Origin of the sequence: Brevibacillus invocatus, assembly GCF_003710915.1 — a bacterium.
Lineage (GTDB): Bacteria > Bacillota > Bacilli > Brevibacillales > Brevibacillaceae > Brevibacillus > Brevibacillus invocatus.
Window position 1 is genome coordinate 81723 of sequence record NZ_RHHR01000007.1, and the last position, 20485, is coordinate 102207.

The 20485-nt window shown below is 47.9% G+C and carries 24 protein-coding genes; all 24 read right to left on the bottom strand.

Annotated features, from left to right (window positions below; translation table 11 throughout):
- Positions 1 to 4: 4 nt before the first annotated feature.
- On the bottom strand, positions 5 to 769 hold the full coding sequence (fliP, locus tag EDM52_RS03110; protein ID WP_122907541.1) for a flagellar type III secretion system pore protein FliP: 765 nt from the start codon (positions 767 to 769) through the stop codon (positions 5 to 7).
- The gene (locus EDM52_RS03115; protein WP_122907542.1) at positions 766 to 1440 is read right to left on the bottom strand and encodes a flagellar biosynthetic protein FliO; all 675 of its coding nucleotides are present in this window, start codon (positions 1438 to 1440) and stop codon (positions 766 to 768) included. Before EDM52_RS03115 ends, fliP begins: the two co-directional genes overlap by 4 nt.
- Positions 1440 to 1802, bottom strand: coding sequence for a response regulator (locus tag EDM52_RS03120; RefSeq protein WP_122907543.1), 363 nt, complete (start codon positions 1800 to 1802; stop codon positions 1440 to 1442). The genes EDM52_RS03115 and EDM52_RS03120 overlap by 1 nt, the downstream gene beginning before the upstream one ends.
- Before the next feature lie 38 nt (positions 1803 to 1840).
- Positions 1841 to 3181: a flagellar motor switch phosphatase FliY gene (gene fliY / locus EDM52_RS03125; RefSeq protein WP_122907544.1), complete on the bottom strand. Its 1341-nt coding sequence runs from the start codon at positions 3179 to 3181 to the stop codon at positions 1841 to 1843.
- On the bottom strand, positions 3174 to 4169 hold the full coding sequence (fliM, locus tag EDM52_RS03130; RefSeq protein ID WP_122907545.1) for a flagellar motor switch protein FliM: 996 nt from the start codon (positions 4167 to 4169) through the stop codon (positions 3174 to 3176). Before fliM ends, fliY begins: the two co-directional genes overlap by 8 nt.
- Before the next feature lie 38 nt (positions 4170 to 4207).
- Complete coding sequence (locus EDM52_RS03135; RefSeq protein ID WP_122907546.1) at positions 4208 to 4663, bottom strand: flagellar basal body-associated FliL family protein; 456 nt, start codon at positions 4661 to 4663, stop codon at positions 4208 to 4210.
- Between the two features lie 14 nt (positions 4664 to 4677).
- A complete protein-coding gene (locus EDM52_RS03140) occupies positions 4678 to 4899 on the bottom strand; it encodes a flagellar FlbD family protein (RefSeq protein ID WP_122907547.1) in 222 nt (73 codons plus the stop codon).
- A 73-nt stretch (positions 4900 to 4972) separates the two neighbouring features.
- On the bottom strand, positions 4973 to 5794 hold the full coding sequence (gene flgG / locus EDM52_RS03145) for a flagellar basal body rod protein FlgG (RefSeq protein ID WP_122907548.1): 822 nt from the start codon (positions 5792 to 5794) through the stop codon (positions 4973 to 4975).
- A gap of 170 nt (positions 5795 to 5964) precedes the next feature.
- Positions 5965 to 6360 (bottom strand): TIGR02530 family flagellar biosynthesis protein, encoded by a 396-nt coding sequence (locus EDM52_RS03150; protein WP_122907549.1) that lies wholly within the window; start codon positions 6358 to 6360, stop codon positions 5965 to 5967.
- Positions 6361 to 6384: 24 nt separating this feature from the next.
- Complete coding sequence (locus EDM52_RS03155; RefSeq protein WP_122907550.1) at positions 6385 to 7611, bottom strand: flagellar hook-length control protein FliK; 1227 nt, start codon at positions 7609 to 7611, stop codon at positions 6385 to 6387.
- Between the two features lie 68 nt (positions 7612 to 7679).
- A complete protein-coding gene (locus tag EDM52_RS03160) occupies positions 7680 to 8588 on the bottom strand; it encodes a MotE family protein (protein ID WP_122907551.1) in 909 nt (302 codons plus the stop codon).
- Between the two features lie 11 nt (positions 8589 to 8599).
- Positions 8600 to 9046, bottom strand: a complete 447-nt coding sequence (gene fliJ / locus EDM52_RS03165) for a flagellar export protein FliJ (RefSeq protein ID WP_122907552.1) — start codon at positions 9044 to 9046, stop codon at positions 8600 to 8602.
- A gap of 1 nt (position 9047) precedes the next feature.
- Positions 9048 to 10367, bottom strand: coding sequence for a flagellar protein export ATPase FliI (gene fliI, locus EDM52_RS03170; RefSeq protein ID WP_122907553.1), 1320 nt, complete (start codon positions 10365 to 10367; stop codon positions 9048 to 9050).
- Positions 10364 to 11182, bottom strand: coding sequence for a FliH/SctL family protein (locus EDM52_RS03175; protein ID WP_122907554.1), 819 nt, complete (start codon positions 11180 to 11182; stop codon positions 10364 to 10366). Before EDM52_RS03175 ends, fliI begins: the two co-directional genes overlap by 4 nt.
- Positions 11166 to 12179 carry a flagellar motor switch protein FliG gene (fliG, locus tag EDM52_RS03180; protein WP_122907555.1) on the bottom strand — a complete coding sequence of 338 codons (1014 nt, stop codon included), beginning with the start codon at positions 12177 to 12179 and terminating at the stop codon, positions 11166 to 11168. The genes EDM52_RS03175 and fliG overlap by 17 nt, the downstream gene beginning before the upstream one ends.
- A 13-nt stretch (positions 12180 to 12192) precedes the next feature.
- A complete protein-coding gene (fliF, locus tag EDM52_RS03185; RefSeq protein ID WP_122907556.1) occupies positions 12193 to 13776 on the bottom strand; it encodes a flagellar basal-body MS-ring/collar protein FliF in 1584 nt (527 codons plus the stop codon).
- Positions 13777 to 13806: 30 nt separating this feature from the next.
- Positions 13807 to 14103, bottom strand: coding sequence for a flagellar hook-basal body complex protein FliE (gene fliE / locus EDM52_RS03190; protein WP_122907557.1), 297 nt, complete (start codon positions 14101 to 14103; stop codon positions 13807 to 13809).
- Between the two features lie 18 nt (positions 14104 to 14121).
- Positions 14122 to 14580 carry a flagellar basal body rod protein FlgC gene (gene flgC, locus EDM52_RS03195; protein WP_122907558.1) on the bottom strand — a complete coding sequence of 153 codons (459 nt, stop codon included), beginning with the start codon at positions 14578 to 14580 and terminating at the stop codon, positions 14122 to 14124.
- Positions 14581 to 14583: 3 nt separating this feature from the next.
- A complete protein-coding gene (flgB, locus tag EDM52_RS03200) occupies positions 14584 to 14997 on the bottom strand; it encodes a flagellar basal body rod protein FlgB (RefSeq protein WP_122907559.1) in 414 nt (137 codons plus the stop codon).
- 372 nt (positions 14998 to 15369) lie between these two features.
- Positions 15370 to 16149, bottom strand: a complete 780-nt coding sequence (gene codY / locus EDM52_RS03205) for a GTP-sensing pleiotropic transcriptional regulator CodY (RefSeq protein ID WP_122907560.1) — start codon at positions 16147 to 16149, stop codon at positions 15370 to 15372.
- Positions 16150 to 16192: 43 nt separating this feature from the next.
- Positions 16193 to 17590, bottom strand: a complete 1398-nt coding sequence (hslU, locus tag EDM52_RS03210; protein ID WP_122907561.1) for an ATP-dependent protease ATPase subunit HslU — start codon at positions 17588 to 17590, stop codon at positions 16193 to 16195.
- A gap of 19 nt (positions 17591 to 17609) precedes the next feature.
- Complete coding sequence (gene hslV / locus EDM52_RS03215; protein ID WP_122907562.1) at positions 17610 to 18152, bottom strand: ATP-dependent protease subunit HslV; 543 nt, start codon at positions 18150 to 18152, stop codon at positions 17610 to 17612.
- A gap of 16 nt (positions 18153 to 18168) precedes the next feature.
- Entirely contained in the window at positions 18169 to 19107 is a 939-nt protein-coding gene (gene xerC, locus EDM52_RS03220) for a tyrosine recombinase XerC (protein WP_122907563.1), read from the bottom strand.
- A gap of 73 nt (positions 19108 to 19180) precedes the next feature.
- Entirely contained in the window at positions 19181 to 20482 is a 1302-nt protein-coding gene (gene trmFO, locus EDM52_RS03225) for an FADH(2)-oxidizing methylenetetrahydrofolate--tRNA-(uracil(54)-C(5))-methyltransferase TrmFO (protein WP_122907564.1), read from the bottom strand.
- Positions 20483 to 20485: the final 3 nt, after the last annotated feature.

The window sequence follows — 20485 nt, forward strand, 5'->3', positions numbered from 1 at the left end:
GGAATTAGCCAAAACTGGTAAGCAGTGATTTTACGACGAGATACCAGCCATCCACCATGATGAAGAGAAGAATCTTGAACGGCAATGAAATCATGACTGGCGGAAGCATCATCATCCCCATCCCCATTAAAATGCTGGAAATGATCAAATCGATCATAAGAAAAGGGATGAAGATCATAAATCCGATTTGAAACGCTGTCTTCAATTCACTGATGGCATACGCCGGAACGAGTGCGGTGAGCGGAATATCCTCGATCGTTGTCGGCCTTTCCGCCTTCGCATACTCCAGGAAGAGAATCAAATCCTTTTCCCGTGTTTGCTTGGCCATGAATTCTTTAAAAGGAATAATCGCAGCATTTAGTGCCTGATCCTGTGTAAGCTGCCCCTGCATAAAGGGCTGTACAGCCGTTTCATTGACCTGTGCAAACGTAGGAGCCATGATGAAAAAGGTCATGAACAAAGCCAGTGCAATCAACACCTGGTTGGGTGGCATTTGTTGCGTCGCCAATGCATTGCGAACAAATGACAGGACGATGACAATCCGGGTAAAGCTGGTCATCAGTAGCAATATAGCGGGTGCAACGGATAGGACTGTCAATATCAGCAACAGTTGTATTGCCGAGGATGTCTCCTGTGGAGTGCCAGTCCCACCGCCTATTTGCAAATCAATGGTTGGAATAAGCGGTGTGCCCACTGGAGCTGCCAAGACCATATTTGGTATCGCCAGCAACATGAAGGCCATCACCAGCAGCTGCCAAAAAAGTTTCATCGTGTGTCCCCTCTGTCTTGTGCTTCCTCTTTCCCCCACTCATCCTTTTGAGCAAGGTTTTGATTGCTTGCTTTCAATTGCGCGTTCATCAATTGCTGAAAGGTCTTGCCATCTACTTCAGAAGAGAAGTAAAGCTCCTCGTCTGCTTCTTTTTTCTTACCAAATGGCCACCAGGAAAACTGCTTATTTAATGGAGGAATTTCAGCGTCTGCTAAAATGACGTCTGCTTCCTCACCTGGTGGAATTTCCTTGAGCAACTGGACATTTTCACCAACGCCCACGATGTAGAGCCGCTCCCCAATCAAGATGACTTGCAGTGTTTTCCCGTTTCCGAGAGGTGCGGCACTTATGATTTTAATCGGTCCTTGTGTCTGGCCAATCTGTCTTTTACCCAGGAATCGCAGCAAGAAATAGATCAGGACAATAATAAAGCCGAGTGAAAAGATAACTTGTACAAAATATCCCAACATATTTCCTGAATCATTACCGGGAATGGCCGCCGGCTGTTCTTCACCGGCGGGCGCATCACTCGATGTTGACTTTCCACTGTTGATCCCATCGAATACAGAGCCGCCTTCAGCTGTTGCCAAAGTCGGGAGGGAGGCGACAAGCAGCATGGTGAGACAGCAAACCCAGAAGAGTCGCGTCCCTGCATTCCAGATCTTTTTCATTAGCTCAAGGTTTTTTTGATCGCTTCCAAGACGCGATCCGCCTGGAATGGCTTCACGATGAAATCTTTTGCGCCCGCCTGAATCGCATCAATAACCATTGCTTGTTGACCCATCGCGGAACACATGATCACACGCGCATTTGGATCCATTTTTTTGATTTCTTTCAGTGCAGCGATACCGTCCATCTCAGGCATTGTAATATCCATCGTGACGAGGTCAGGACCCAGCTCCTTGTATTTTTCCACTGCCTGTGCACCATCGCTCGCTTCACCCACAATGGTGTAGCCGTTTTTCGACAGAATTTCCTTGATCATCATGCGCATGAATGCAGCGTCATCTACGATTAGTACCTTGTTAGACATGGATAGCTTCCTCCCAATGCTTGGCAATTAATTTTGTTTTATTGCAATTTTTGAACACGATCGAACTGACTGATGATATCGGTCACACGTACACCAAAGTTCTCATCAATAACGACAACTTCGCCTTTGGCAATTAACTTGTTATTTACCAAAATATCGACATGTTCACCTGCCAGCTTGTCCAACTGTATGATGGAACCTGCTGATAAGTCAAGAATTTCTCGAATCAACTTTTTCGTGCGTCCAAGTTCAACTGTAACTTGAAGTGGAATGTCCAAAAGCAAGTTTAAATTCTGCTCTTCTCCCAGTCCCATATGACCACCTCCGAGAGGCGCAAATTGCGCTGGCTTGACGTTTGCCTGATTAACCATCGGATTACCATAGTGCTGTGGTGTTGGTGCCACAGGAGCTGCCTGATATTGTGGTGGATACGGTGCGTAACCAGGTGGTACTGCATAAGCGTCCGGGTATGCAGGCTGTCCTGGATATCCCATTGGCGGTTGTGCGTAGCCCATCGGTGGTTGCTGATACATTGGCTCTGGTTGTGCCGGAGCAACAGGTGGCGCCGCTGGTGGTGCTTGCGTTGGTGCCGCTTGTACGTGTGCAGTAGGCAATGGAAGTGGAATCGCTGGCATTTCCATTTCGGCTACTGCAGCTGCAGCCGCTTCCTCATCTCCACCCACCAGCCGATCGATCATCTTTTTCGCAAAGGCTAGCGGTAGCAATTGCATGATGTTCGAATCGATGAGCTCCCCGTGTTCCCCTACTTTTAAACGGAAGGATACCTTGACGAGTGGACTGTCGTCTTCTGAGAATGTATCTCCGCCTTTTCCTTGCGCCAGATCCATCACATCAATTCCAGGAGGCGTGATGTTGATGAATTGGTTGAACATTGTCGACATGGAGGTGGCAGCAGAACCCATCATTTGGTTCATCGCTTCCTGAACGGCACTGATGTGAAGTTCCGACAGCTCCGTATTATCCGGACGTCCTTCACCGCCCATCATCAGATCAGCAATCACGGCTGCGTCTTCCATACGAATCACAAGCAGGTTGATGCCTTTGAACCCGTCCGTGTATTCAACATGCACAGCGACATGAGGTATCGGAAACTCGTTTTCCAGCTCATTCACACTAACCACGCTTACGGATGGTGTGGTGATGTCTACTTTTTTGCTAAGCAAGGTAGACAATGCTGTCGCTGCACTCCCAAAGGATATGTTTCCGATTTCACCCAGTGCATCCTGCTCGAACGGGGAAAGGTAATCCGTAACGTCTTGGTTAGCGACGACTGCTGTTTCTTCTTCATCATCCTCAACCAAGTTGTTAGCACGCAGCAGCGCGTCAATCTCGTCTTGAGAAAGCATGTCTCTACTCATTGTGTTCCTCCCCCTCCTCTATGACTTCATCAATCTGAACGGCGATCCGACCTTTTTGCGTCCCTGGTTGTCCCAGGAATTTCAATTGCTCGCCCACCTTAATTTTCAGCTTGTTGTCTACCGATTGATCTAGCTGAATGACATCACCTTTTTGCAGCTGCAGGAAATCACCGACCGAGATCGTCGCAGTACCCATTTCAGCAATAATAGGCAGCTTCGCAGTCTTCACTCGCTCTTCCACACGAAGGCGTTCTTCTTCATCTCGTGTTTTCTTCTGTTTGGAGAACCAGTATTGACCAGAGAGCTTCGACATGATCGGCTCTAGTACCACGTGAGGCAAGCACAGGTTGATCATCCCGGTTGTATCACCGATCTTGGTGCTGAAAGAGATAACGGCAACGATTTCGTTGGGAGATACGATCTGCATGAACTGCGGATTCATCTCCAAGCCTTCCAAGTAAGGATCCAGTTCAATAATTTGCTTCCATGCCTCGTGGAATGTGTCAAGTGCTTTTCCGAACACTCTCTCCATCACCGTTGTTTCAATCTCCGTAAGTGCCCCCAGTTTTTCCGGAATGGCACCTTGCCCACCTAATAGTCGGTCGAGCATGGTGTAGGCGATGTTTGGATTCACTTCCAAAACCATGCGACCTTCCAGGGGTGGAGCTTCAAAAATGTTCAGGATGGTCATTTTCGGGATGGAGCGAATAAACTCGTCATACGGCAATTGATCGACGGAGGCAACCGTAATTTGCACGAAGGTACGGAGCTGAGCAGAAAAATAAGTCGTCAACAGCCTCGCGTAGTTTTCATGGATCCGCGTCAAACCGCGAATCTGATCTTTGGAAAATCGCAGGGCGCGCTTAAAGTCATATGCTTTTACCTTGCGCTCAGTCTCTTCTTTTTTCAGCTCATTGGCATCCATTTCTCCAGAAGAAAGGGCAGCCAATAACGCATCAATCTCACTTTGTGAGAGAACCTCGGCCATCTATCGTCACCTCCTTGCTATGTATGCGTACATGTCTTCTAGGACAACACTCGTTTGGTCGTGATTACTTGAATGATCTTGCCTTCTTGCATGACAGAACTGATTTCGTTCATGATTTTGGCTTCCAGCTTGTTGACGCCTTCTGTCCCTTTGATATCCTCTGGTGTCAGACCAGCGAGTGCTTTAATGATCACCTGATTGACTTGAGGGAGACGCTGTTCGAGTTCGGCCTTAGCTTTCGAATCTTCTGCAGTAATGGTAAAACGAACGATGATGTAATTGTTTGTCAAAAGATTGGTCGTAATTTCTCCGGTATCCACCGAGTATTCCTGCATTTCCTTCGCTGATAAGACTTTTACTTCTTTTACATCCTTGCTAGCTGTTTGCGAGGTTGGCGATAAAAAAGTCTGCCAGAGTACGAAGGAAATTACACCTAACAGAGAAATCGCGATGATAATAATTAGTGCCATGTTAAACAATCGATTTTGGAACATCGCAATGCCTCCCGCTATTCATTTAAATCGTCCGGTAATCTGGGTGCTCCCGTCGCCGGATGAACATTTTGATAAAAGGCTTGGACATGCTTAGCGACAGACTCCGCTGATTCCTTGACGATGTATTTTCTGTCGTTGAAAAGAGTAATTACGGTATCCGGTGTAGCCTCTACCGTTTCAATATGTGTAGCATTCAGGTAAAAGGTTGCCCCATTAAAACGTGTCAATTTGATCACTTCAACGTAATCTCCTTTCGCGTGGGAGTTGGGGAAGAGGTTCTACTCCTCCCCTTACTCAGCCACTATGCGATTAACGCTTGAGGTTTACCAACTCTTCCAATACAGTGTCGGAAGTCGTAATGATACGGGAGTTCGCTTGGAATCCACGTTGTGCCACGATCATCTCCGTAAATTCTTCAGACAGGTCTACGTTGGACATTTCCAGCTGACCAGAAATGACGCTTACACGTGCTTCAGCAGCTGTAGTTGGGGTCATCGGATCTTCGTCACGAGGACCAGCGTTCACAGTATTTTCATACAGGGAGTTTCCGATCTTTTTCAGACCACCTGGGTTGTTGAATGTCATCAGACCGATGGTATAAGGCGTATCCAGCGCACCTGTATCATCAACAGTGGTAATCGAGCCATCTTTACCGATGGAATAGGAGATGATTCCATCCGCTTGGTTGATTTGAATGGCTCCGCCACCGGAATCCATCAGTTTTAATCCTTGAGGGTTAACCAAGAAGCCTTGCGAATCGCGTGTAAAGTTACCAGCACGCGTGTAGTACATGGTTTCGCCATCATCAGGGCTGACCATGAAGAAGGCATCCCCCTCGATGGAGAGGTCTGTTGGCAGGTTGGTCGTCATCGGGCTACCTGCATTGAATACAGTGTCAATGGAGGCGATGGATGCTCCCAAACCGATTTGCGTTGGGTTTGTCCCCCCTTTACCGCCATCTTCAGCTGGAGCGCTTGCACCTTGAACGTTTTGGCTCAGGATGTCCTGAAACATCACGCGACCTTTTTTAAAGCCTACGGTATTTACGTTTGCGATGTTGTTACCAATGACATCTAGTTTCGTTTGAAATCCGCGAAGTCCGGAAATACCGGAGTACATGGAACGCAACATGATTTGTTTCCTCCTCTGCTTTTTCTGTGAAAAACGTCTCGACGTTTTTCATTAAAGCTGATGTGACCGCTTGCGGTTAAACACAACAGTCATGACGTTGTGTTTGGCTACCTCTGTCGATCGGTAACCGTAGGCCTCCTCCTTGAAGGTCCAGCCTATCTTACAGTTAGCTAAACAAATATGGCGCTATCGATATTGGTAAACACGTTGTCCCTCATGCTTCCATCATCTACAGCGGTGATGATCTTCCGATTCACGATGCTCACGACATAGGCCACATTGTCCATCAAGATCAACGATTCTTTGGCTCCTTTAGAAGCTGCCTTCTGCACGGCCGTTTCCAGACGTTCGATCTGCGGGGCTTCAAGCGTAATGCCCCGGTCTCGCAGTCGATTGACAGCGTGCTGGCTGAACGTAAGAGGTTTTCCTTTTACCGTTTGACCGAGCGACTCTGTCAGGTACTGTTGAAAAGTGGAGCCATTTCCAGTCGCCGATTGAGGAGCAGCCTTGGCTACGTGATTCGTTGTCGGTGGAAAGTAGGGTTGCGCCACTCGAAATTGGTTCATGGTGCCTCCTCCTTATTTCCAAGCCTAAACGATGTCATCGATCTCACGTGATGTGTCCCCTGGACGGTTCCATTGGCTCGCATTTTCACTTTCGTCCACCAATGTGTCTAGTGAAAATTCTGCTTGATCATCCTGCTGTTTTTGCTCTGATTGTTGTTCCTGCTGCTGTTTTGCCTGCTCTCGTTGCTGTTGGAAGCTGAAGCTATCCGCTTGTTGCTGTTGGGTTACCTCCAAGCGATCCACTTGCAGACCTTGTTGGCTCAATGCTGCTCGCAGCTGTACGAGCTGGTTGTCCAAGATTTCCTTACCTGCTCTTGTTTCAGCAGCAAAGTGCGCGGTAATAACGCCGTTATTCGACGTAATTGTCACGTCCACTTGTCCAAGAGACTGTGGATTCAGGATCAGCTTTGCTGTGTGGATGCCGTTTACCTGTGTCAGATTCATCTGCTTCACAAAGATCTGAGTGACTTGCTCAGGCAGCTGATTGGCTGCTACATGCTGAGCCGGCATTTCTGCACGCTGGAAGCTTTGAGCCACAGGAGCTGGATTTGCCGCCACCACAGGAGCCTGTCCACCAAATTGGGGAAGATTTCCAGCCTCGCTGTTTTCCTGATTGAACAATCCGGAAGACTGTGCGGACAGTTGGACGGTTTGTGACTGGATCCCCGCTTCAGCCTTGTAAGCAGACAACCCTTGGTTGATGCGCAATGGCTGAATGGACTTGTACATGTCCTCTTGACCAACACCTTTAAGTGGCAGGGCGTCGTTTCGAACCAATTGTTGATTTCGCTTTGGATCATTCACAGCCTGTTCACCGTTCAGCTTGGCGAGAAGTGTAGCTAGCTGCTTCATTTCATCGGTCGCTGGCTCGTTTTGAGTCAATTTTGTCAGAAGCTGTTTCAGATCCTCGCCCACTTGCGGGAAGGGCACTTGAACTTTTTGCCCCAGTTGCTCAATCACCTTGCCATTATTGGCAATAAACGCTTCCAGCTCCTGATTGCCTTGGTCATTCACAGCAAGCATTTGTTGGAGGAGAGCCATCAATTCTTCAAGAGCCTTCATCTCTTCCTCACTCAACCCCTGACCGAGTAAAGCGCCTTCCTCTTCGGCCTGCATATTCTGCAGGGCAAAACCCATTTGCAGAGAGAAAAGCTCCCCTAGACCAGATACACCTGGGCTTCCGCTCGTTCCTGCTTGCGCATTAATCGTACCAGAAGCACCGTTTGGCAGCGAAGTATTGGCTACAATCATCTCATTCACCTCCTTGTTTGTTTAAAATTTGTTGCTTATGATAACGACTCGAGTGACACGTGGACACTCTATTGTCGCAGCAACTCCTCCGAGATCCGCGCTGCCAGATTGTCATTGCTTTTCTTGTCTTCCTTGGCAATCGCAGAAAGAGTCTGTGCTCGTCTCGCCTCAGGCATCGACGATAACAGAGTCAATGCTTTGGTCTTGTTCGTCTGCATCATTGCGCGAATCACAGCTGCTGAATCCTCTGCAGGCATCTGCGCGAACGTATTGGCAAACGTATCGTCGACATTGCTTGACGATCCTTCGCGTGTTTCGCTCAGGGCTTTGGTTAGCACCTGCACACGTTCTTGCAAGGCAGCAATGTCATCGTCCTTGTTGACGACAGAGTCTTTCAACAGAATGGATATGTCAGCCGCCAGCTTTGGTTCCATCTTGGCCAAAATTTCTGCTCGCTGGTTTGGCTTCATTTTAGTCATAACGGTGACCGACTCTTCCAAACTAAGATTTCCGATGATTGCTGCTGCATTTTTAGCGGACATCGTCGTATACACCTTGGCTAAATCCTGGTATTGCTGTTGACGCTCAGCTTCAGTGGCTTGCTTGTCTTCCAGCATTTTGTTTAAATCCTGCACCTGTTTTTCCAGCGATTGTATCGTGACGTCTTTTTTTGCCGTTTCACTTTGCAAGGCAGTGATCGCTTGCTGATTGTTTGTCTGCTCGGTTTGTAGAGCTACAACCTGTTGATTCAGATCCTGTTTCTCCTCTGTCTTAGGAGCAGCCACGTAATCGTCCGGGACAATCTTTTCCACGTACGGTATCGTGTTTGCCCACTGGAGTACGTTCCCCAGTACATTCACGCCTAGAAAGCTGAGGAGTACACCACCAAGGAGGCTGGCAAACAGAGCTGGAATGACAATCATGTAAAAGAACCATTCCCACCTGCTGTACTCCCGTTCTTCTTGGATCTCTTCCATTTGGTACCTCCTCAGTTGCTTCGCCGAAGGTAGAGCTGTGTGCCGATTTCGTCCAACTCTTTTTGTTCCTTCAGCTTTTGTGCGTCGAGAAATTGAGTGAGAGAACGCTCCCGCATGCGCTGCCAGAGCTGTGATTCCTTCATCCGCTCAGTCAAACTGGATTGGCAACGCTCCACCTCTTGCTCACAACCTCGCAGCGTTCTTTTCTGGTTGGAAATGGAGCGCTCTACGGATTGTCGATACTGCGTAAGCATGATGAGGTCGGCCGCACTGCACTGCTGCGCCTGGACCTCTTCCAGCTTGAGGGTCATATCGTCATGGTGCTCGTGCAATCGTACCAGCTTCCACTCTTCCTCGTTCTTGCGCTGAAGCGATTTACCGAAAGCCCACTCCGCCTGCTCCTTCTCCTTTTCTTTCAGATCAAGAACTTTTTGGAGATGAAAGGTAAAACTTTTCACGCTAGTTCACTCCTCCAAAATGGGCTGTTAATGCTTTTATGGTTCCTGCTAGATCTGATGGCTCGTGGGTACCTTGCGCTGTAAAATCCCGTATGATGTCCCGATAGCGGATCGCAGCATCAATTTCTCGATTCGTACCTGGTTTGTAGGCGCCAATGTTGATCAAATCTTCCGCTTCCCGAAAGGTTGCCATGTGCCGCTTTAGCTGGCGGGCTGCCTCCTGGTGGGAATCACTCGCGATCTCCGTCATGACACGACTCACGCTTTGCAGCACATCGATCGCAGGAAATTGACCTTTTTGAGCAATTTTCCGATCCAATACGATATGTCCATCCAAAATCCCGCGAACAGCATCCGCGATCGGATCGTTCATGTCGTCTGAGTCAACCAGTACCGTGTAAAAGGCCGTAATGCTTCCCCGATCTGCTGTACCAGCACGCTCCAACAGCTTAGGCAGTAGAGCAAATACAGAAGGCGTATATCCTCTCGTCGCGGGCGGCTCACCGATGGCAAGTCCGATCTCGCGCTGTGCCATCGCAAAACGTGTCACAGAGTCCATCATCAGCATCACATTCATGCCGCGATCGCGAAAGTATTCCGCGATGGAAGTAGCGATCATGGCACCCTTGATCCGAATCATAGCGGGTTGATCGGAGGTAGCGACTATCACAACCGAGCGTTTTAAGCCTTCTTCTCCGAGGTCTCGCTCGATAAATTCCATGACCTCGCGTCCACGTTCACCAATCAGGGCAATGACGTTGATATCAGCCGTCGTATTTCGGGCGATCATCCCCATCAGTGTACTCTTCCCTACCCCGGATCCGGCGAAAATACCCACCCGCTGACCTTTACCAATCGTCAGCAGTCCGTCGATCGCTCGGACACCTACGCTCAAAGGTTCTTTGATACGCGGTCTGAGGATGGGATTAGGCGGCATGTTGTTGGTTGGATAGGAAGCCAATCCAAATGGCAAAGACCCTTGATATGGCCTTCCCAGACCGTCCAGAATGCTCCCTAGAATCTCCGGACCGACTTTGACATCCAGCGAGCGACCCGTCGCTACAACATCACAGCCTGGCCCAATCTCCGTCAGTTCACCCAGAGGCATAAGCAATACCTTGTTATCCCTAAAACCTACTACCTCAGCGATGATCGGTTCCTGCCTGTGGTGCGGGGTAATATGACAGATCTCACCGAGTCTGACTTCTGGCCCTTCGGATTCGATGGTCAAACCAACGACCTGTGTGACCTTGCCATTCACACGCATGGTATCCATTGCTTGCAATGCTTGTCGGTACCGAGATAGATCTAGGATGGTCATGCATGGTCACTTCCTTGGGCAATCTCCAGCAAAACGCGTTTGATTTCACTTAGCTGTGTGTCGACACGAGCATCTACGCTGCCGAGCTGTGTACGGATGACACATCCTCCGTCTTGAACGGTGTAGTCAGGGTAGATGGAGAGTTCAGCTTGTCCATCCAACAAGGCGAGCAGCTGAGCGCGGTTCTCCTGCACGCTTTCGAAGTATTTGTGGTTCACACATACCGTGATGTTTCCATGTACACGCGATCGTCTCAAAACCTTTTTCGCCATTTCGAGCACGAGTTCGGGCTGCTGCTCCAGCTCGATACCGATTACTTTTTGTGCAACCTCCAAGCTAAGCTCTACGAGGAACGGTTCTGCTTCTGCCACGATCTGTTCTTTGTTGGTATACGCTTGCTCCAGGATTGATCGCGCCTGCGTAACGGCATCGGTCTCTTCCTCATACGCTTGACGGTGACCTTCCGAGCGTCCCTCTTCAAAACCTGACTGATAGGCGCTCTCTCTCACCTCTTGAAACAAGGTGTCTGCTTCCTCACGTTTTTGTTGCCACCAAAGCTCGATCTCTTGCATGGCTTGTTGCTTAAGTTGTTCTCCTTGCTCTGAAGCCTGTCTCAATATCGTTTGAGCGGTTTCTTCCGCATCCTGAACAATCGTTTTTGCTTCGATTTCGGCTTGATTTAAAATTTCTTGATTTTTTTGCAACCTTTCAGGATCCACTTCCGTCTGTAGGATTACAGGCGTCACCGAGAGGAGGAAAGAATCGTCTGAGGGCTTGTAATTCGCGCTCTTGATGATCCTAGACAATGATATCATCTCCTCCACCGCGTGCGATGATGATTTCACCCGCCTCTTCTAGGCGACGGATAATCGCAACGATACGAGATTGAGCCTCTTCGACGTCGCGAAGTCGGACAGGTCCCATGAACTCCATTTCTTCTTTGAACGTGTCGGCCATCCGTTTGGACATGTTGCGGAAAATAACTTCACGCACTTCTTCGCTCGAAACCTTGAGTGAAAGCTGCAGGTCTGCATTTTCCACATCGCGAATGACACGCTGAATGGAACGATTGTCCAAAGTTGCAATATCTTCGAAGACGAACATGCGCTTCTTGATTTCCTCGGCCAACTCCGGGTCCTGAATTTCCAGGGAATCGAGAATCGTGCGCTCGGTTCCGCGGTCTACGCCGTTGAGTACTGCAACGATGGATTCGATGCCCCCTGCTTGCGTATAGTCCTGTGTAACTGTTGCAGATAGCTTTTGCTCCAGAACCTGCTCTACCTGTGCAATCACTTCTGGAGAGGTGCTGTCCATCATCGCAATGCGTTTGGCTACCTCTGCCTGACGTTCTTGCGGCAACGCAGAGAGGATCATAGCAGCCTGCTGCGCCTCAAGGTAAGAGAGTACCAATGCAATCGTCTGTGGATGCTCATTCTGAATAAAGTTTAAAATCTGACCCGGATCTGCCTTTCTGGCAAAATCAAATGGTCTGACCTGCAGGTTTGCCGTCAAGCGATTGATGATATCCATCGCTTTGGTTTCACCCAGCGCTTTTTGCAGAATTTCTTTGGCGTAGGTAATACCGCCTTGGGCAATCACTTCTTTTGCTACTGCAATCTGATGAAACTCGGATAAGATCTTGTCTTTTTCGTCGGTATCCACTTTACGGACATTGGCAATTTCCAATGTCAGTTGCTCAATCTCATCTTCACGTAAGTGTTTGAACACCTGTGCTGAGATTTCGGGCCCCAGCGAGATGAGCAGGATAGCCGCCTTCTGTCGTCCAGTCAACTCTTTAGCGCCGCGAGCCATACCCTTTCACTCCTTAATCTTCTGCTAACCATGTACGAAGCAGTACGACGAATTCATCTGGCTTGCTTCGCGCCAATTTTTCAAGTTGCTTTCTGACGACAACCTGATCGTTATCCTCTTGATACATCAAGTCAGGGATTTCCATCGGTTGTGTATCTGCCAACAGTTCAGAATCTTCCTCTTTCATCATTTGAGACTGACGACGTCTGCGATAGAGCAGGAACGCAACGGCTGCAAGTGCCAGTGCTGCGATACCACCTACAGTCCAAAGCAAAGCAGGATCGAGTGAAGTAGAGTCCGCTACATTGACTTTACCCGAGAATTCTCGTGGCAAAACAGAAATGTGCTGATCTAGCTCTTCCTGAGTAAGTTCGATTCCGTTATTACTCAAGGTTACGCGTACAACATTGCGAAGAACCTGTTTGATGCTTTCGATGGTCGCATCGTCCAACTGACCGCCTGCCGGTGGTTCTACACCTACGTTGATGGTCATATCCTCAATCTTGTACGGGCTCATGACCACATTGCGCGTTATCCGATTCACTTCACGATTGATCGTATCGTTCAATTCCTCATATTGGCTGTTCGTGCCTTGAGGATTGTTGCCTGGGTAACTTGGTACAGCATTATCCCCTGTCCCGGCAATACCGCCTGGAGGGTTTCCTTGTCCTGAAAAAGCTTTCGATAAACGTTGAGAAGAAATGATAAGTCCTTCGTTATTTTCTTTGTCAGGTGCTTCCACGAGATTTTCTACGCGGTTTTCCTTGTCAAAGTTCATTTTGATAAACGTATGGACGATCACTTTGTCTCTGCCCATAATCGTACCAAGCAAATTGTACAGGTTTTGCTGGATTTTCTTTTCGACTTCCGCCCTGATCTCTTCTTGCTGTTTAAAACTGCTCAAAGAAGTTTCGTTTTCATTTCCATCTGTGCGTTCCAATGGATTGGAGTATTGGTCCATGATTGCAATTGCTTCCATTGGCAATTTCGGAACGCTTCGAGATACGAGTAGGTAGAGCGAGTTGATTTGCTTTTGATCCAGAGTCATCCCTGGTTCGACGTCTACAATAACAGAAGCGGTTGCCGTGTCAGCTGTCTGTGTGACCCACAAGCTTTCTTGTGGCAATGTCACCATCACCTGTGCACTTCTAACCCCTTTGACACGTTCTAGCAATTTTCGCAGTTCTTGTTGTAGTGCCTCTTTTTTCATCACATCGAATTGACGGTCCGTCATACCCAATGTACTTGAAAACAATTCGGTGTTAAATCCGGCTTGACTCGGTATGCCTTGGGCAGCCAAATCCACGATGACATCCTGCGCCATCTTCTCCGGCACTTCAATGCCAGTACCGCCACCCGTAATTTTGTATGGGATCTGCTTGCTCTCCAGTTCTTGCTTGATCGCTCCGATTTCTTTTTCGCTCAGCTGTTGATTATAGAGTGGCTTGTAAACCGGTTGAGAAGCGATGAATATGTATAGGCCAAGTGATGCGAGCAAGAAAAAGGATATCCCGACGATCATCCATTTTTGTTTCTTTGAAAACTGGCTCCATTTAGCACTAAGCTTTTCTCTGTATAAAGCTATACGTTCGTTCATGATTCACCTCTCGAAGGATACCAACAACTCTTAGATAGACATCCGCATGATCTCTTGATAGGATTCGATAACCTTGTTTCTTACCTGCATGGTCAGATCGAGCATGACGGATGCTTTTTGGCTAGCAATCGTAACCTGATGAAGCTCCACATTACCAGTGGCATATGCGTCTTGCATTCTGGAGGACGCTACTTGTGCTTGATTTACATCATTCAAAGCGTCTGAAAGAAATGAAGAAAAACCTTTGGTTACCTCAGCAGGTGTTTGTACACTCTGCACATTTTGTGTCCGAATAGGACTCAGTTGTGAGATCGCATTGATGTCCATACTCTATTTTCACCTACCTTATCTGATTTCAAGTGCTTTCATCAGCATGCTTTTCGTTGCATTTTGAACAGTCACATTCGCCTCGTAGGATCTGGAGGCGGAAATCAAGTCCACCATTTCTTTCATGTAGTCCACGTTTGGTTTCAGAACATAGCCTTCCGCATCTGCGTCCGGATGTGTAGGATCAAACACGCGCTTGAGCGGCGTGTTGTCTTCTCGAATCGAAGTTACGCGCACCCCGTGCTCGGAACCTTGACCCGTTACAGTCCCTACTGCAGCTTGCAGGAAATTGTCGAAGCTCTGGGCCGACTTTGGGGACAATTCAACCATTTTTCTTTTGTACGGCTGCCATTGCCCGTTTACGTATGTAGCTCTTGTTGTTTCAGCATTTGCGATGTTGGCGGCAATCGTATCAAGGCGCAGCCGATTGGCTGTAAGTGCAGAGGCACTAGTGTTCAATCCTTGAAACAAATTCATTCCCTATTTCCCCCCACCTTGAATCACATTTTTTAGTTTTTGGAAATGACCGGCCGTAAATTGTGTCAAGCCGTTGTACCAGATTTGGTTTCTTGCGTGGAGATTCATCTCTGATTCAAAGTCAACGTCATTTCCATTGTTTTGCATGACGTTATTTTGATTCGATACAATCTGTGGCATTGGAAGACTTCCCGCATTGCCAAATGCAATGTGTTGTGCGTGAGTTCTATATGCTTCCAGCTTTTGCTGTCCTCCCACACCGCTTAACTCTTGCTGCAAGAGTTCCTCGAATACCACTTGACTGCTCTTGAATTGAGGAGTATCTATGTTTGCGATGTTGTTTGCGATCGTGCGATGTCTAAGCGTTGCAGCATCCAGCGATCGCTCTAGGATCTGCAAATGATAGCTTTCCAGCATGTTTTCTCCCCCAATGTGATCTTATTTACGGAATTTCCACAAATGCACCGATTATTCCACTATTTTCGACATCTTGCTCGTTATCATCATAGCAAAATCACAATTGCGGAAAAAGCCCCTTTTTCATGTACTTTCCTAAAATGATTCAATGGGACTAAATAAGAAACGCCTTATTGTCAATACGATGTTTTTTAGATGAAATATTGGTGAATGTCAGATTCTTGCAGGATATTATACCCTATTATTTTCTACAAAATTTGCCAGCAGCATATCACAAGCTCATTATGCGTAGGTATATTTACCCAGTAAAAAAGGCGCAGCAACCGAAGTTGCCACGCCTTTATAGCATGATAATACTGGACTTCATTTGTCTTAGGAGCTTTTCAGTTTCTCTAGTTCTGGCAGTAATTTTTCGTTCAGGACTTTGATGAACGTACCTTTCATACCCAGGGAGCGAGATTCGATGACACCTGCGCTCTCCAATTTACGCAATGCATTCACAATCACCGAACGTGTAATACCTACGCGGTCCGCAATTTTGGAGGCAACCAGTAAGCCTTCTTTTCCTTCAAGCTCCTCAAAAATGTGCTCAACCGCTTCCAACTCACTGTAGGAAAGGGAACCAATCGCCATTTGAACGACTGCTTTGCTGCGCGCTTCTTCTTCAATCGCTTCGGAACGCTCACGCAGAATCTCCATTCCTACCACAGTTGCCCCTACTTCAGCGAGAATCATGTCATCATCTACGAATTGATCGTTGATTCTTCCCAAAATCAGTGTTCCCAATCGGTCGCCACCACCCATAATCGGAACGAGCGTTGTCCAACCAGTACGGAATACTTCTTTCATTTCTACCGGGAAAATCGTGTACGGGCTGTCGACATCCAGGTTAGCCGATGTCTCTTCTACTTTCAAGAGACCTTGGCTGTAATCTTCCGGGAAACGGCGCTCTTCCAGCATTTTGCGCATACGAGCGTTATCCATTTCTTGGTGAATAGCAAAGCCGAGCAATTTTCCTTTGCGGCTGACGACGAATGTATTGGCTTCGATCACATCGCTCAATACTTGCGCCATTTCATTGAAGTTTACGGCATGCCCTGCAGATTTCTGCAGCATGCGATTAATTCTTCTTGTTTTCGACAATAGATCCATTGGTATTTATCCTCCCAAGGTAAATGTTGCACCCATTCTGCCCTTACAAAATATATTGGCTCAAATCTTTGTTTCCGGCGATTGTTCCCAATTTTTGCTGAACGTAATCTGGGGTTATTTTTACTACTTCTAGATGAATATCTGGAGCTTCAAAGGAGAGATCCTCCAGCAGCTTTTCCAAAATCGTGTGCAAGCGCCTTGCTCCGATATTATCTGTTGATTGGTTTACTTCCGCTGCCATTTTCGCTAATTCTTGAATGGCTTCTGGCGTGAATTCTACATGGACACCTTCTGTTTCCAGCAGCGCCGTGTACTGTTTCAGCAAAGCGTTTTTCGGCTCTGTCAAAATCCTGACAAAATCCTCGACTCTCAAACTAGTCAATTCCACGCGGATCGGAAAGCGACCTTGCAACTCCGGAATTAAATCCGATGGCTTCGCAATGTGAAAAGCTCCTGCTGCAATGAAGAGGACATAATCTGTCTTAACTGGGCCGTATTTCGTCATAATGGTGGACCCTTCGACAATCGGAAGAATATCTCGTTGTACCCCTTCTCTCGAAACGTCTGGGCCGCGCCCATCCTTGCCTGCAATCTTGTCAATCTCATCGATAAAGATGATTCCATGCTGCTCGGCCCGTCGGACTGATTCTTGTGTAACTTCGTCCATATCCACCAGTTTTTGCGCTTCCTGCTGAATTAATACCTTTCGGGCATCTTTAATTCGCAATTTTCGTTTCTTCGTCCGCTTTGGCAATAGGTTACCCAGCATATCCTGCATTTGCATGCCCATTTGTTCTGTACCCGGCATTTGGAACATGTCAAACATGGTTGGCGACTGATCTTCTACATCGATCTCGATGATCTGGTCTTCCAGCTGTCCATTATCCAGCTGCCAAGCGACTTGTCTTCTTTGCTGCTGAAGGGATGCTTCATCGGTATCGGTGTGATTCTGCTGCTGTTGCTGCTGACCACCAAAAAACATTTCAAGTGGATTTTTAAAGGAGCTCTGCTGCTTGCGCGAAGGTACGAGAACCTCTACAATCGCCTCGTTCGCCAGCTTTTCAGCCTTCTCCTTAACCTCTTCCATCTTTTCCTGTTTTACCGTGCGGATGGATGCTTCTACGAGATCGCGTACCATCGATTCTACATCGCGTCCTACATATCCAACCTCGGTAAATTTGGTCGCTTCGACCTTAATAAAGGGAGCACCGGTCAGTTTTGCAATTCTGCGCGCAATCTCTGTTTTCCCCACACCTGTTGGTCCGATCATCAGGATGTTTTTTGGAACGACATCGTCTATCATTTGTTCTGGCAACCGGCTCCGGCGATAGCGATTGCGGAGAGCTACTGCAATGGCTTTCTTTGCTTGAGCCTGCCCGACAATGTATTTATCCAAATGCTCTACAATTTTACGCGGGGTTAACTGCTCAAAATTCAGCACACAATGACCTCCCTTTCGATCAGTTCAACTCATCCACGACGAGGTTGTTGTTGGTGAAGACGCAGATATCAGCTGCTGTTTGTAAGGATGCTTCTGCAATTTCCCGAGCACTCAGATGAGGCGCGTACCTTTTCAAAGCTCGACCAGCGGCCAATGCAAAGCTCCCGCCTGATCCAATTGCCAAGATTCCATCGTCCGGTTCGATGATTTCCCCGTTTCCTGAAATGAGCAAGATATGCTCCCTATTCACCACGATCATCATCGCTTCGAGTCGGTGCAGAACTTTATCCATTCGCCATTCCTTTGCCAGTTCTACAGCAGCTCGCTGCAGATTGCCGTGGTATTCTTCCAGTTTTCCTTCAAATTTTTCAAACAGCGTAATCGCGTCTGCAACAGATCCAGCAAAACCGGCCAATACCTCGCCTCTGTAGAGACGTCTTACTTTTTTGGCACCGTGCTTCATGACCATACTGTTGCCAAAGGTGACTTGACCATCTCCGGCCATCGCTACGGAACCGTTGTGTTGAACGGCAAATATTGTGGTGGCGTGAAACTGTTCCATATCGGATTCCTCCCGATCATGATTTGGTGGAACCGGAATCGCGCGTCATCGCGCGAGGGTGAGCGGTGTCGTATACATGGCGCAGCCGCTCCTTGGTCACATGCGTATATACCTGTGTCGTCGATACATTGACATGACCCAGCAATTCCTGAACAGTACGCAGATCAGCTCCACCGTTCAGCATATGGGTAGCAAATGTGTGACGAAACGTATGAGGAGACACGCGCAGGTGTAGCGCATAGGTCTCTACATATTTGTCTACGGTCCGGCGAACGCTTCGATCCGATAATGGCTCCCCCCGGTAATTCACAACCAGGTAGCCGTGATCTTCCTTACCCGCCATCAGTTTTTCTCTTCCATATTCTAGGTATTGCCGAAGAACGTCACAAGCATAACTTCCTATCGGAACATATCGTTCTTTTGCTCCTTTACCGAAAACCAGAGCGACTCCCATAGACGGATTCACATTATCTACAGATAGCATGACCAATTCGGACACGCGCATGCCGCTGGCATAGAGCAGTTCAAAAATCAGTCGATCGCGTATCCCTAATGGAGTAGACATGTCAGGAAGGTCAAAAAACGCCTGTACTTCTTGTGGATACAAAAAGGAAGGGAGTTTCTTCTCCATTTTTGGAGTCGAGACCAGTTGAAAAGGGTTTTGTTCTAATTGACCTTCACGCAATAAAAAACGACACAGGCTTCGCAAACTAGAGAGCTTGCGGGCAATACTTCGGCGTGAGAGCCCCTTTTTAGCCAAGAGTGCCAAGAATGAGCGACCATGCAAATAAGAAACAGCAGCAAATGCAGTGATTTGGTGCTGTTCCATAAAGGCGACAAATTCTCTGATATCTGCCACGTATTGCTTCACCGTGTGAGGAGAGGCGTTTTTTTCGATTCGCAAATAACGAGTAAACATCGAAATCTCCGCTTCATGCTGCTGCGAAATATCCATATGGGATGCACCCTCCTCGAAGCACCTATATAGTAACACAGTGGAAAATCAGATTTCAACGCAAATTGTGTCGTTATTGTGTAAAATTCTGAATTATGTCTAGCGCCCGCTCAGCAAGTTTTTCGTTTTTCTCCCGTTTGTTGCGAATTCGTTCTGGCCATTCGGGTACCAGTCCAAAGTTCGCGTTCATCGGTTGAAAATGCTTAGGGTCAGCCGTCGTAATGTAACGCGCCATACTTCCCATAATCGTTTCTGGTGGTAGGACTAGAAGCTCTTCCCCTTTTGCCAGGCGTGCTGCGTTAATCCCAGCCAGAAGGCCCGAAGCAGCTGACTCTACATATCCTTCGACACCTGTCATTTGACCTGCAAAAAACAGCGTGTCACGATCCTTGTATTGATAGGTCGGTTTCAGCAGCTTTGGCGAGTTGATGAACGTATTGCGATGCATCACGCCATATCGAACGATCTCGCAGTTTTCCAGACCCGGAATCAAGGAGAATACGCGTTTTTGTTCCGGCCATTTCAGATGGGTTTGAAAACCAACGATGTTGTAAAGTGTAGCTGCACCATTATCCTGACGAAGCTGAACCACTGCATACGGCTTTCTTCCTGTGTGCGGGTCTGTCAGCCCTACAGGCTTCAACGGTCCAAACACCATGGTTTTACGACCGCGTTTGGCCATGACTTCAATCGGCATGCAGCCTTCAAAGAAGATCTCTTTCTCAAAGTCCTTCAATGGTACGGCCTCAGCGGCAATCAACTCGTCGTAGAAACGATTAAACTCTTCTTCCGTCATCGGGCAATTCAGATAGGCTGCTTCACCTTTGTCATAGCGAGAAGCCATGAACACTTTGTTCATATCGATCGAGTCTTTTTCAATGATCGGCGCTGCTGCATCGTAGAAGTACAGATACTCTTCACCTGTCAGATTCTTCAGTTGCTGCGAAAGGGATGGTGAAGTGAGTGGTCCCGTTGCAATTACGACAATCCCTTCAGGAATCTCCGTAATTTCTTCCTTCACGACTTCAATCAATGGATGAGTGCTGACGGCATTGGTCACGTATTCAGCGAATTCATGGCGATCCACCGCGAGAGCTCCACCAGCTGGAACGGCACAGCGGTCGGCTGCTCCAATAATGACGGAGCTGAACCGACGCATTTCTTCTTTTAATACACCGACAGCGTTTGTCAGTGCATTTGCGCGGAGGGAATTACTGCAAACCAGTTCTGCAAATTTGTCCGTATGGTGGGCTGGCGTCTGTGTCTTTGGTCTCATTTCATATAATCGAACCGGGACTCCGGCCTGGGCAATTTGCCAGGCGGCTTCACTTCCTGCCAGGCCAGCGCCCACGACGGTTATTGGTGCTTGTGTCATGCT